Raw genomic sequence first — 12,437 nt, 5'->3', positions numbered from 1 at the left:
ACAAGCCGGGCCGCGTCCGCGTCCGTCGGCGCAGAACTCCTGAGGAAGGACACGATCGCATGATCTCCCCGAGCCGCAGGCCTCGTCGCCTGCGCCAGAGCGACGCCGTGCGCCGCCAGGTCCGCGAGGTGCGCGTGCACCCGAACGACCTCATCCTGCCGCTGTTCGTCCGCGAGGGCGTGAGCGAGCCGATCGCCATCTCGTCGATGCCCGGCGTGCAGCAGCACTCGCTCGACTCGCTGCGCCGCGCGGTCGAGGAAGCGGCGACGCTCGGAGTGGGCGGGGTGATGCTCTTCGGCGTGCCGGAGACGCGTGACGCCGTGGGCTCGGGCGCGACCGACCCGAACGGCATCCTCAACGTCGCGGCCCGTGTGCTCGCGGAGGAATTCGGCGAGGACATCGTCGTGCAGACCGACCTCTGCCTCGACGAGTTCACCGACCACGGCCACTGCGGCGTGCTGGACGCGGCCGGTCGTGTCGACAACGACGCGACGCTCGAGCGGTACGACGCGATGGCGATCGCCCAGGCCGACTCCGGTGCCGCGATGCTCGGGATGTCGGGGATGATGGACGGCCAGGTCGCGAGTGCGAGGGACGCCCTCGACGCGGCCGGGCACACCGACGTCGCGATCGTCGCCTACTCCGCGAAGTACGCGTCGGCGTTCTACGGCCCGTTCCGGGAGGCTGTGGACTCGCAGCTCCAGGGGGACCGTCGCACCTACCAGCTCGATCCGGCCAACCGGCGCGAGGGCATGCGGGAGGCGCTCATCGACATCGATGAGGGGGCCGACATCGTCATGGTGAAGCCGGCTGGCTCGTACCTCGACGTGCTCGCCGATGTCGCTGCGGAGTCGATCGTTCCCGTGTGGGCCTACCAGGTCAGCGGCGAGTACGCCATGATCGAGGCCGCTGCGGCGAACGGCTGGATCGACCGCGATCGCGCGATCGCGGAGTCCATCACGTCGATTCGACGTGCTGGAGCCGATGCCGTGCTCACCTACTACGCGAGTGAGCTCGCGCGCACTCTGGCATCGCAGTCGGGCACGCCAGTGTCGGCGGCCCATGGCAGAGTGGATGCACGATGAACCACGACGTCTCCGCCTCGCTCTTCGCCCGCTCGCTCGAGGTCACGCCCGGGGGTGTGAACTCGCCGGTCCGCGCGTACGGCTCGGTTGGGGGCACTCCTCCCTTCGCCGCCTCCGCGACGGGTCCGTACCTGACCGACGTCGACGGCAACGAGTACGTCGACCTCGTCAGCGGCTGGGGCCCCATGCTGCTCGGGCACGCCCATCCCGCAGTCGTCGAGGCAGTCCAAGACGCGGCGGCTCGCGGACTCTCGTTCGGAGCCCCTACCCCGGCCGAGACGCAGCTCGCGGAGCTCGTCGTCGATCGCATCGCCCCCATCGAGCAGGTGCGCCTCGTCTCGACGGGAACCGAGGCGACCATGACCGCTCTGCGTCTCGCACGCGGCTACACGGGCCGCGACCTCATCGTGAAGTTCGCGGGCTGCTATCACGGCCACTCCGACGGCCTCCTCGCGGCCGCGGGGTCGGGCCTCGCCACGCTTGCGCTCCCGGGCTCTGCCGGTGTGCCGGAAGCCATCACCTCGCAGACCATCGTCGTCCCGTTCAACGACCTCGAGGCTGTGCGGGCCGCGTTCGCCGAGCATCCCGGTGAGATCGCCGCTGTCATCACCGAGGCGTCACCCGCGAACATGGGCGTCGTCCCTCCCGAGCCTGGCTTCAACCGGGAGCTCGCCAAGCTGTGCTCGTCCGAGGGTGCCCTGCTCGTCTGCGACGAGGTGCTCACCGGGTTCCGCACAGGCCCAGCGGGCTGGTGGGGCGAGGAGCAGAAGATCGAGTCCTCGAGCGGATGGCAGGCCGACCTGTACACGTTCGGCAAGGTCATCGGCGGCGGCATGCCCGTCGCAGCACTGGGCGGTTCGCGGGAGATCATGAGCCACCTCGCCCCGCAGGGCCCCGTCTACCAGGCGGGCACGCTCTCGGGGAACCCCGTCGCGGTCGCCGCCGGCATCGCGACGCTCTCACACGCCGACGACGCCGTCTACGCTCGCGTCGACGCGGCTGCCGAGCGCATCCGCACCGCGACCTCCGAGGCGCTCACCGCCGCGGGCGTCGCCCACTCGGTGCAGAACGTCGGCAACCTCTTCAGCTTCACCTTCGGCGACGGCGCGGCTCTCGGCTGGACCGGAACCGGTGGCGGGCCGCGGAACGAGGACGAGGTCAAGCGCCAGGAGGCCTGGCGCTACCCGCCGTTCTTCGCCGCGATGCTCGACGCCGGTGTCAACCTGCCGCCGAGCGTCTTCGAGGCCTGGTTCGTCTCGGCTGCCCACGACGATGCGGCCATCGACCGCGTTCTCGCGGCGCTCCCCGCAGCAGCCCGGGCCGCGGCCAACGCCTCGGCACCCGAGTAGGGCCGCGTTGGAACGCCGAGCCGTCGACGAAAGGGCGTAGAGGCTACGTGGAGGAACTCACCAACTGGGTGCTCGACCTGAGGGGCTCCGGCTGGAGCTTCGCAGTCGTGGCCCTTGTGCTGCTCATCGGCGGTGTCGTCACGTTCCTGCCGAGTCAATCGCTGGTCGTGGCGCTCTCCGCCCTCACCGCCGGAGATCAGGGGTGGACGGCCCTCATCAACCTGTTCGGCCTCTTCGCGTTCTGCGTCGTCGGCATGGTGCTCGGCGACATCGGCACCTACTGGCTCGCGAGAGGCGTCGGGTTTGGCAAATGGAGCTGGATGAACGGGCGCCGGCTCACGGCCGTGCGCACGCGCGTCGGCGATCAGCTGAAGACCCGCCCGAAGTGGGTCATGGTCACCGTGAGGCTGTTGCCGATGGGGCGCATCGCGACGGTGCTCGCCGCATCCGACGCACGGATGCCGATGCCCCGGTTCCTCCCGCTTTCCGTGCTCGCGAGTGCCGTGTGGGTGGGCTACGCGGTGGTGATCGGCGCCGTATTCGGCTCCTTCAGCACGGACAACCCGCTGCTCATGATGGTGCTCGCCGTGGTCACGGCCATCGCTCTTGGCCTTCTCGCGCAGGTTGTCAACGGCTGGCTTGAGAAGCTCACTGACCGCCGGAAGGCCGACGTCGCGAGTTAGGCGCATCCCGCCCACGGAGTCCGAACGCCTCTGGAGAGAGAACTCGCTTCGTTGAGATGACGTTCCTTTAGCGAAGCGAGTTCTCCTCCCCGGGGCGGCTCGACTGTCGCCTGCCCGGGTGACGACGGCCCGGCCGGTGGCGGGTGACGTTCGAGATGGTGGAGCTGGGCTCCGCCTGCCTACGCGGCGTCGGTCTTGCCGCGGAGCTCGGCGAGCTCGCGGCCGGACTCCGTCGCCTTCGTCTCGGCGTTGGACTTGAGGTCGGCGGCGAGGTCGGTGAACTGGTCGAGGGCAGGGTTGACGCCGACGAGCGTGAATGGACGCTGCACGACGCGGAGGTCGAGGCCCCAGGCGTCCTGGAGCAGACGGGTCAGGTAGGGCGTGGAGTGGTCCCAGCCCTCCTTCGGGGTGCCCTCGTCGTAGTTGCCACCGAGGACGGTCGCGAGGGTTGCGGGCTTCCCGGCGAGCGTCGTGCTTCCAGCATTGGTGCGCGGGTCGGTGTAGGCGAGGTCGAACCAGAGCTTGAAGTGCTGCGAGATGCCGTAGTTGTAGAGCGGCACGGTGAAGAGCAGGGCGTCGGCCGAGATGATCTCGTCTGCCAGCTGCGCTGCGAGATCGACAGCGGCGCGCTGCTCCTCGGTGCGGTCATCCTCGGGCGTGAAGCCAGCGTAGACGGCGTTCTGCCAGGCGTCGGCGGGGATGGGCGACTCGATGAGGTTGCGGCGTGTGACGACCGAGTCTGGGTGTGCCTGGGTCCACTCGGCCTCGACGAGGTCGCCGAGCGCGCGGCTGGCGGAAGTGGCGGGGAGCAGGCTGGCATCGATACGGAGAAGGGACATGCGGGGCTCCTTGAAATTACACAGAGTCGCTATGAAAACCAGAGCGACTCTGTGCAGATTAGCACGGGTACACTGGCGGCATGGCAGAGAAAGCGCAGGAGCACGGCGCCGCGGAATGCGACGGCGCCATCTCGCTTGCCTTCACGCTGCTGGGCAAGCGCTGGAACGGCATGATCATCGATGTGCTCGGCTCGCAGCCCCTCACCTTCGTCGCCCTGCGCCGCGCCGTGACGGGCATCAGCGACGCGGTCCTCTCCGACCGACTGACCGAGCTCGCCGGGGCCGGACTCGTCGCGCGCACCGTCAACGACGGCCCGCCGATCTCGGTCAGCTACGAGCTCACGACGGCCGGACAACGCCTCATCCCAGTGCTCAAGCAGCTCGGCACGTGGGCTTCGGAGAACCTCGAACACGCACCTCTGGCCTGATCCAGCGCCAGTCGCCTTCGGATCAGGCGTCGCCCCGCACGCGCACGACCGTTCGCCCGCGCACTGTCCCATCGAGGATGGGCTGCGCGACCTCGATCGCCTCCTCGAGTGCGACGACCTCGGTCATCGACTCGAGCAGTTCGCTGTCGAGCTCGAGGAGCCTGTTCCAGGCCTCGGCGCGCACCTCCAGGCTCTGCACGACCGAGTTGATGCCGCGCAGCGTCACCCCGCGCAGGATGAACGGCAGGACGGTCGTCGGCAGGTCGGTGCCCTGCGCCAGTCCGCACGCCGTCACCAGCCCTTCTCGTCTCGTCTGCGCGATCACGTTCGCGAGGGTCGTCGAGCCGACCGCGTCGATGGCCCCGGCCCAGCGCTCCGTCTGCAGCCCCTTGCCCGGCGTATCGGAGAGCACATGCCGGTCGATGATCTCGGCTGCGCCGAGGTGGCGCAGGTAGTCGCCCTCCTCGTCACCGCGGCCAGTGGATGCGACGACCCGGTAGCCGAGTCCGGCCAGCAGGGCGATCGCGACGCTTCCGACGCCACCCGCGGCACCGGTCACGAGCACATCGCCGTCGCCGGGTGCGACCTGCTTCTCGAGCGCCAGCACCGACAGCATCGCCGTGTAGCCGGCAGTGCCGATGGCGGCTCCCTGCAAGAGGGACATCTCCTCGGGCAGGTGGATGAGCGACTCGTCGTCGACGAGGCACAGCTCGGCGAGGCCGCCGTGCCTGCTCTCGCCGAGTCCCGCCCCGTTCAGCACGACGCGGTCGCCTGGCACGAAGTTCGGCGTGCGTGACTCCCGAACGACGCCGACGACGTCGATGCCCGGGACGAGCACATCGGCTCTACTCACGCCGGGCCTGCCGGCGAGCAGCAGGGCGTCCTTGTAGTTGAGGCTCGAGTAGGCCACGTCGACGAGCACTTGGCCGCGATGGAGGTGACCATCGCCGAACAGCTCGTCGCCGAGCTCATCGAACGCGACGTCGATGCGAGGCTTCCCCGCGTCGTCGGTGGACTTCGTCGTCAGGTATCCGCGAACCATGGCGCCATCGTAGGGGGCGCGGATCAGAGCTCCCCAGCATCCGCTGCACGGAGCCGCCCGCTCGCCGCCCGCTGCTCTGCAAGACTGGCTGGCATGATCACGGTCCGCACCTTCACCGAACTCAGCGCCGCCGAACTCTGGGGCATCCTGCACCTGCGCTCGAGCATCTTCGTCGTCGAGCAGGACTGTGTGTACCTCGACCCGGACACGGCCGACTTCGCCGACGGCACCCTGCACGCGTTCATCGGCGACGACCCCCTCTACCCCCACAGCTACGCGAGACTCCTCCCCATCGGCTGGCCGGACGAGCACCTGCCCACGCACGTATCGCGCCCCATCGGCAGGGTCGTGACCGCCGAGAGCTCCCGAGGCCTCGGCTACTCGGCTCAGATCATCCGCCATCTCGTCGAGATCGCCGAGAGTGAAGGCCTCTCGACCTCCCTCAACGGACAGGCGCACCTCGAGTCCTGGTACGCGAGATTCGGGTTTGAACGCTGCGGTGAGAACTTCATGGAGGACGACATTCCCCACGTGCCGATGGTGAAATACACATCGAGCCCTGACTCATGATTTACTCGCTCGTAACAAGCATGAATCAGTTAGTCGCAGTGCCGCGGCTAGCTTGAGATCCGGGCGCCGCTGCGCGGCGCTCGCTCTCTGCTTACGTATAAAGGAGCACCATGAGTAACTTTGCCAAGTCGTCTCCCTCCAGGAAGTTGCGCATCACCACAGGAATCGCCGCCATGAGCGTCGGCGTCTTCATGCTGGCTGCGTGCTCGTCGACGACCGACGGCGGCGATCCAGCTGCGGAGGGCGATGCTGCCGCTGCGGTCTGTGGGCCCGACACAGCTGCATCCGTCGCCGACGTCACGCCCGTCGACGCGCCGGCCGCTCAGGAGCGCTCCGAAGCGCTCAAGATCGGCTCGCTGCTTCCGCAGACCGGAACCCTCGCCTTCCTCGGCCCGCCCGAGATCGCCGGTGTCGACCTCGCAGTCGCCGAGATCAACGCCTCGCCGTCTGGTGTGCTCGGCGGCAACATCACCGTCGTCCACCGTGACTCGGGCGACACGTCGACCGACATCGCGACGCAGTCGGTCACCGACCTGCTCAGCCAGAACGTGTCCGCCATCGTCGGCGCGGCATCCTCGGGCGTCTCGATGACGGTCATCGACCAGATCACCGGCGCGGGCGTCGTGCAGATCTCGCCGGCGAACACCTCGGCCGAGTTCTCCACCTACGCCGACAACGGCTTCTACTTCCGTACCGCCCCCTCGGACATCCTCCAGGGACGCGTCAACGGAAACACGATCGTCAACGACGGCAACGCATCCGTCGGCATCATCTACCTGAACGACGCCTACGGCTCGGGCCTCTCTGAGAGCATCACCACGGCAGTCGAGGCTGCTGGTGGCGAGGTCGTCGCGTCTGAAGCCTTCAATGAGGGTGACAGCCAGTTCTCCGCGCAGATCGACGCCGTCACGGCCGCCGACCCCGACGCGATCGCGCTCGTCGCGTTCGACCAGACGGCGACCATCGTTCCGCAGCTCATCGGCACCAAGGGCTTCCCCGCCGACAAGCTCTACATGGTCGACGGCAACATGGCCGACTACTCCGCCGACTTCGAAGAGGGCACGCTGAACTGCGCCAAGGGCACCATCCCTGGTGTTGTCGCTTCTGACGACTTCCGCGCCCAGCTGCTCGGCATCGACCCGGACCTGAAGGACTTCACGTACGGCGCTGAGTCGTACGACGCTGTCATCCTGGCGGCCCTCGCCGCTCAGGCCGGCGGTGCCGCTGACCCGGCAACGATCAAGGACAACATGCAGAAGGTCTCCGTCGATGGTGAGAAGTGCACCACCTACGCCGACTGCGTCGCGCTGCTCGAAGCTGGAACCGACATCGACTACGACGGTGTCTCCGGCCCGATCTCGTTCGACGAGAACGGCGACCCGTCAGAGGCCACGATCGGCATCTACCAGTACGGCAACGGCAACACCTACTCCAACATCGGAGAAGAGGCTGGCCAGCTCTAAGCTGATCCGCTGAGCGAGGGGCCCGGGATGCACGCATCCCGGGCCCCTTCGCGTGCCCTGGCCGGGGCTGGGCCGGACCCTCTGCGCGCCCTGGTGGGGGCTGGGCCGGACCCTCTGCGCGCCCTGGTGGGGGCTGGGCCGGACCCTCTGCGTGCTCCGGTGGGGGTATGCGATCGCCCCCGCTGCCGTCTTCTTCCCCCTCACCCCCTCGCCCCCGCTCGCAACGCTGCCCGGTGTTTCGCCCCCTGTGGGCTGTCGCAGTGGGGGAAACGCCGGGCAGTGTTTATCTCCCTCTGGGGGAGAGGAGCTCTGTGCAGAATCTGGGCGTGGCCCGGGGTCCACGCATCGCTGCGCGCGAAAGCAACCAACGCTGCCCGGTGTTTCGCCCTCTGTGGGCTGTCGCAGTGGGGGAAACGCCGGGCAGTGTTTATCTCCCTCTGGGGGAGGGGAACTCCGCGCTGAACCTGGGCGCCACGGTGCCCACGGCGCCACGGTGCCCACGGCGCCACGGCGCCACGGCGCCCCGGCGCCCCGGTGCCCCGGTGCCCACGGGGCCCACGCAACGCTGCCCGGCGTTTCGGCCCCTGCGCAGTCTGGCAGGGGGCGAAACGCCGGGCAGCGATCGGCTTCGGCTTCGCCGGGGGCGGCTGGGTGGATGCTCGCGGTTAGTGGGCCGCGTCGCCGTCCTTCGCCTGTTCGTCGGCCGCGAGCGTGCCGAGGTAGAGGGCGATGACCTTCGGGTCGTTGAGCAGCTCGCGTCCGGTACCCGTGTACGCGTCCTTGCCCTGGTCGAGCACGTAGGCGCGGTCGCAGATCTGCAGGCAGCGGCGCGCGTTCTGCTCGACCATGATGACGGAGACGCCGGCACGGTTGATCTGGCGCACGCGCAGGAACGTCTCGTCCTGACGTACCGGGGAGAGGCCCGCCGACGGCTCGTCGAGGAGCAGCACCGACGGGTCCATCATGAGGGCCCGCGCCATGGCGACCATCTGCCGCTCACCGCCGGAGAGGGAGCTCGCGCGCTGCTTGCGGCGCTTACCGAGCTCGGGGAAGAGGTCGGCGACGAATTCGAATCGCTCGTTGAAGACCTTGGGGCGCAGGAAGAGCCCCATCTCGAGGTTCTCCTCGATCGTGAGTGACGGGAAGACGTTGTTGTTCTGCGGCACGAGCCCGACGCCCTTGGCGACGAGCTTGTCGGCGCGCAGGCCCGTGATGTCCTCGCCCTTCAGCATCACGCTGCCGCCGCGGATCTTGATCTGCCCGAAGATGGCCTTGAGGACCGTCGACTTGCCGGCGCCGTTGGGCCCGATGATGCCGATGAGCTCGCCGGGGTAGGCGTCGATCGAGCATCCGTTGAGGATGTTCACGCCGGGCAGGTAGCCGCCGACGAGGTCGATCGTCGACAGCACAGCGTCGCTTCTGGGGGTCGTCGCTGTCGCAGAACCGGATGCGTTGGGCGTCGTCTCGCTCATTTGCTGTCACTCTCCGTCGTCTCGGTCCCGGGCTTCGTCTCGGCGATCTCCTCGGCGATCGTGGTCGTCCCGAGCACCTCGGCCTCGTACTCGGCCGCCGCTTCGACGCCCTGTTCCTCGGCGATGCGCTCGACTTCCAGCTCCTGGATGTCGAGGTCGCCGAGGTCCTGGTCGTGGTGCGCGCCGAGGTAGGCGTCGATCACGGCCTGGTCCTTCATGACCGTCTCGGGCGGGCCCTCCGCGACGATCTGGCCTTCCGCCATGACGACGACCCAGTCGGAGATGTTGGTGACCATGTGCATGTCGTGCTCGACGAACAGCACCGTGGTGCCGTCGTTCTTGAGCTCCTTGACGTGGCCCAGGAGCGACTGCACGAGGGCCGGGTTGACGCCGGCCATGGGCTCGTCGAGCATGATGAGCTTCGGGCTGCTCATGAGGGCGCGTGCCATCTCGAGCAGCTTGCGCTGTCCGCCGGAGAGCGACGCCGCGTAGTCCTCGCGCTTCGCGTCGAGCTTGAAGCGGGCGAGGAGCTCGTCGGCCTTCTCGGTGATCTCCTTCTCGCGGTCGCGCCACAGCGGCTTGAACAGTGCGCGCAGCATGCCCTCGCCGCCCTGCTCGTCGGCGCCGAGGAGCATGTTGTCGAGCACGGTCATGCGTCCGAGGGACTTCGTGAGCTGGAAGGTGCGGACCATGCCGGAGCGGGCCACCTTGAAGGCGGGCACGTTGGCGAGGGAGGTGCCGTCGAACGACCACGTGCCCGTGTTGGGCTTGTCGAAGCCCGTCAGCAGATTGAACATGGTCGTCTTGCCGGCGCCGTTGGGGCCGATGAGCGCCGTGATCTTGCCGCGCGGGATCTCGAGGTGCTGCACATCCACGGCTGTGTTGCCGCCGAACTGGCGGGTGACGCCGTCGGCGATGACGATCGGGTCGACCTTCTTGCAGCCAGGGCCGACCTTGCCGTCGACGAATTCGTGGGTGGGGAGGATGCCCGTTGGCGGGCTCGTCTGCTCAGGCACTGAAGCTCAGCTCCTTCTTGTTTCCGAAGATGCCCTGGGGTCTGAAGACCACCAGCAGCATGAGCGCGATTCCGACGATGATGAAGCGCAGCTGGCCCGCCTGCGTCGTCGAGAGGAAGGTGATCGCGCCCGATTCGATCGCGCCGTACAGGATGCCCTGCGTGAGCGAGAGCACGACCCAGAAGATCATCGCTCCCACGATTGGGCCGAAGATCGTCGCGGCTCCACCCAGCAGCATGATCGTCCAGATGAAGAACGTGAGACCCGTCGTGTAGTTCGCGGGTTGCACGGCTCTCGGCAGGATGAAGATGATGCCGGCGAGGGAGCCGAGGAGGCCGCCCGTGATGAGCGCCTGCATCTTGTAGGCGAAGACGTTCTTGCCGAGGCTTCGGACGGCGTCCTCGTCTTCGCGGATGCCGCGGACGACGCGACCCCACGGGCTGCGCATGAGCGCCCACACGAGGAGGGTCGCGAGGATGACGAGGCCCCAGCCGACGATGCGGGTCCACCAGTCGTAGGCGTTGTAGGTGAAGGGGCCGAAGCCGTAGGTGCCGTCGGGGATCGGGTTGATGGCCGCGAAGGTTCCCTTGAAGCCGTTCAGGCCGTTGGCCGCGCCCGTCACGGGGGTGAGGCCGGTCGTCGTCACGATGTACCGCAGGATCTCGGCGGAGGCGATCGTGACGATGGCCAGGTAGTCGGCTCGTAGCCGCAGCGTCGGGACGCCGAGGATGAACGAGAAGACGATCGAGACGACGATGACGCACAGCACGGCGGCCCAGATGGGCCAGCCGAGGCTGATCGTCGGGATCGCGAACGCGTACGCGCCGAGCAGCATGTACGCGGCCTGGCCGAAGTTGAGGAGGCCGGTGTAGCCGAAGTGGATGCCGAGGCCGATCGCGGCGAGCGCGTAGGCAGCGGTGGTGGGGCTGAGGAGCTCGCCGACGGCGTTGCTCAGGATGTTTGACCAGTCCATGGTTCGTCTCCTAGCCGACTCGCTCGCGGCGGCCGAGAATGCCCTGGGGCCTGACGAGCAGGACCAGGATGAGGATGAGGAGCGCCGCCGCGTACTTGAGGTCGGCGGGGATGAAGAGGGTCGAGAGCTCGACGAAGATGCCGACGACGAGCGAGCCGACGAGAGCACCGTAGGCGGAGCCGAGGCCACCGAGGGTGACGGCGGCGAACATCAGCAGGAGCACCTGGAAGCCCATGTCCCATGAGGATTGGCGGTAGAGGGCGAGCATGACGCCGGCGAGGGCGGCGAGGCCACCTGCCGTGGTCCACACGATGCGGATGATGCGGTCGACGTTGATGCCGGATGCACTTGCGAGCGACGGGTTGTCGGACACGGCCCTGGTGGCCTTGCCGACGCGGGTGCGCGTCAGGAACAGGGCCACGAGGAGGAGCGTGACGATCGAGATGCCCATGCTGAGGAGCGACCCCGTCGTGATGCGCACGGGGCCGAACTCCACGGCTCCGCTGAGGCCCACCGAGCTCATCGGGAGGATCGCCCCGCCGAAGAAGAACTGGTAGAGGTAGCGGAGCGCGAGGCCGAGGCCGATGCTCACGATCATCGCCGGGACGAGGCGCACGCCGCGCTTGCGCAGCGGCTTCCAGAGGGTCGCATCCTGGAGCCAGCCGAAGGCGGCGCCGAGGATCACGACGACGATGATGGCGACGAAGATGTTGAGCCCCATGACGACGGCGAAGAGCCAGGCCATGAGTCCGCCGAAGGTGACGAGCTCGCCGTGGGAGAAGTTGTTCAGCCCGGTGGTGCCGAAGATGAGGGTGATGCCGATCGCGCCGAGCGCGATGAGCAGGCCGAAGTTGAGGCCGGCGACGAGGCGCTCGATGAGCTGCGAGCCGAAGTTGCTGCTCTGCCTGGTGTCCTCTCCGAGTGCGAAGAGGCGCCCGACGTTGGTCGTCGACCACTCGTCCTCGGTGACCTCTGCGGTGGCGCCGTCCTCGTTCCGCAGGTCGATGCCGTCTGGCAGGGTCTCGGTGTCGAGCGTGACCGTGTAGTTGCCTGGGCCTGGGACGGGCACTCGCCAGCGGCCGTCTTCACCCGACTCCACTGTCTCGGAGTAGCCGTCGCCGTCGACGGTGAGCGAGACGCCCGCGACGGGTTCTCCCTCGTAGTTGAGGATGCCGCTGATCGAGTACGGTGACTCCTCGTCGACGGGGTCGGCCGCTGCGTTCGCGGGGCCGGCCATCGCGAAGACGCCGAGGAACGCGAAGAGCGACATCGCGAGCGCCGCGAGCATTCGGTGGGTTCGGGTGAGCCGGGAACGCCGGGCGGTCGCTGAGCGCGAACCGGCTGGCGTGAGCGGACTGGGGAGAAGGGGCACGGAGTACCTCCAGTGCGAGTCGGGCTGGGCACGACGACTGAACGAGATTCTGGAACTGCTATTTCTACAAGCGAGGATTCGCCACTCTGCGAATCTACGGATGGTTTGTATCGGCAATGTTTCTATGCCGCTACACACGATAGCC

At 68.0% G+C, this 12,437-nt stretch carries 12 protein-coding genes; 6 read left to right on the top strand and 6 right to left on the bottom strand.

Annotated elements, in window-relative coordinates:
• Window positions 1-59 precede the first annotated feature (59 nt).
• Genes hemB through ITJ67_RS06050 form a run of 3 tightly spaced genes read left to right on the top strand, consistent with a single transcriptional unit; the run spans window position 60 to window position 3,117 of the window.
• Window positions 60-1,085: a porphobilinogen synthase gene (hemB, locus tag ITJ67_RS06060; RefSeq protein WP_194677059.1), complete on the top strand. Its 1,026-nt coding sequence runs from the start codon at window positions 60-62 to the stop codon at window positions 1,083-1,085.
• Window positions 1,082-2,434 carry a glutamate-1-semialdehyde 2,1-aminomutase gene (gene hemL, locus ITJ67_RS06055; RefSeq protein ID WP_194677058.1) on the top strand — a complete coding sequence of 451 codons (1,353 nt, stop codon included), beginning with the start codon at window positions 1,082-1,084 and terminating at the stop codon, window positions 2,432-2,434. Before hemB ends, hemL begins: the two co-directional genes overlap by 4 nt.
• A gap of 47 nt (window positions 2,435-2,481) precedes the next feature.
• Window positions 2,482-3,117, top strand: coding sequence for a DedA family protein (locus ITJ67_RS06050; RefSeq protein WP_160071152.1), 636 nt, complete (start codon window positions 2,482-2,484; stop codon window positions 3,115-3,117).
• Window positions 3,118-3,296: 179 nt separating this feature from the next.
• Here ITJ67_RS06050 and ITJ67_RS06045 read toward each other — a convergent pair whose 3' ends face one another.
• Entirely contained in the window at window positions 3,297-3,956 is a 660-nt protein-coding gene (locus ITJ67_RS06045; RefSeq protein WP_194677057.1) for an FMN-dependent NADH-azoreductase, read from the bottom strand.
• An 80-nt stretch (window positions 3,957-4,036) separates the two neighbouring features.
• Here ITJ67_RS06045 and ITJ67_RS06040 point away from each other — a divergent pair, with 80 nt between their 5' ends.
• Window positions 4,037-4,384, top strand: a complete 348-nt coding sequence (locus ITJ67_RS06040; RefSeq protein WP_104300409.1) for a winged helix-turn-helix transcriptional regulator — start codon at window positions 4,037-4,039, stop codon at window positions 4,382-4,384.
• Window positions 4,385-4,406: 22 nt separating this feature from the next.
• On the opposite strand, the gene ITJ67_RS06035 is transcribed toward ITJ67_RS06040, so the two are convergent.
• On the bottom strand, window positions 4,407-5,426 hold the full coding sequence (locus tag ITJ67_RS06035) for an acryloyl-CoA reductase (protein ID WP_194677056.1): 1,020 nt from the start codon (window positions 5,424-5,426) through the stop codon (window positions 4,407-4,409).
• A 93-nt stretch (window positions 5,427-5,519) separates the two neighbouring features.
• Between ITJ67_RS06035 and ITJ67_RS06030 the strand changes: the two genes are divergently transcribed.
• Entirely contained in the window at window positions 5,520-5,996 is a 477-nt protein-coding gene (locus ITJ67_RS06030) for a GNAT family N-acetyltransferase (RefSeq protein ID WP_194677055.1), read from the top strand.
• Window positions 5,997-6,106: 110 nt separating this feature from the next.
• A complete protein-coding gene (locus tag ITJ67_RS06025) occupies window positions 6,107-7,459 on the top strand; it encodes an ABC transporter substrate-binding protein (RefSeq protein WP_104329980.1) in 1,353 nt (450 codons plus the stop codon).
• A gap of 665 nt (window positions 7,460-8,124) precedes the next feature.
• On the opposite strand, the gene ITJ67_RS06020 is transcribed toward ITJ67_RS06025, so the two are convergent.
• From ITJ67_RS06020 to ITJ67_RS06005, 4 genes are read right to left on the bottom strand one after another with little or no spacing between them, the layout of a single operon-like run.
• Entirely contained in the window at window positions 8,125-8,931 is an 807-nt protein-coding gene (locus ITJ67_RS06020) for an ABC transporter ATP-binding protein (protein WP_104243553.1), read from the bottom strand.
• The gene (locus tag ITJ67_RS06015) at window positions 8,928-9,947 is read right to left on the bottom strand and encodes an ABC transporter ATP-binding protein (protein WP_181062590.1); all 1,020 of its coding nucleotides are present in this window, start codon (window positions 9,945-9,947) and stop codon (window positions 8,928-8,930) included. Before ITJ67_RS06015 ends, ITJ67_RS06020 begins: the two co-directional genes overlap by 4 nt.
• Entirely contained in the window at window positions 9,940-10,920 is a 981-nt protein-coding gene (locus ITJ67_RS06010; protein ID WP_160070652.1) for a branched-chain amino acid ABC transporter permease, read from the bottom strand. Before ITJ67_RS06010 ends, ITJ67_RS06015 begins: the two co-directional genes overlap by 8 nt.
• 10 nt (window positions 10,921-10,930) lie before the next feature.
• The gene (locus ITJ67_RS06005; protein WP_236558229.1) at window positions 10,931-12,292 is read right to left on the bottom strand and encodes a branched-chain amino acid ABC transporter permease; all 1,362 of its coding nucleotides are present in this window, start codon (window positions 12,290-12,292) and stop codon (window positions 10,931-10,933) included.
• Window positions 12,293-12,437 lie beyond the last annotated feature (145 nt).

Origin of the sequence: Pseudoclavibacter sp. VKM Ac-2867 (assembly GCF_015351275.1) — a bacterium.
GTDB lineage: Bacteria > Actinomycetota > Actinomycetes > Actinomycetales > Microbacteriaceae > Pseudoclavibacter.
The sequence above is the reverse complement of the archived record's forward strand: the minus strand, read 5'-3'. Positions and strand labels throughout refer to the sequence as shown.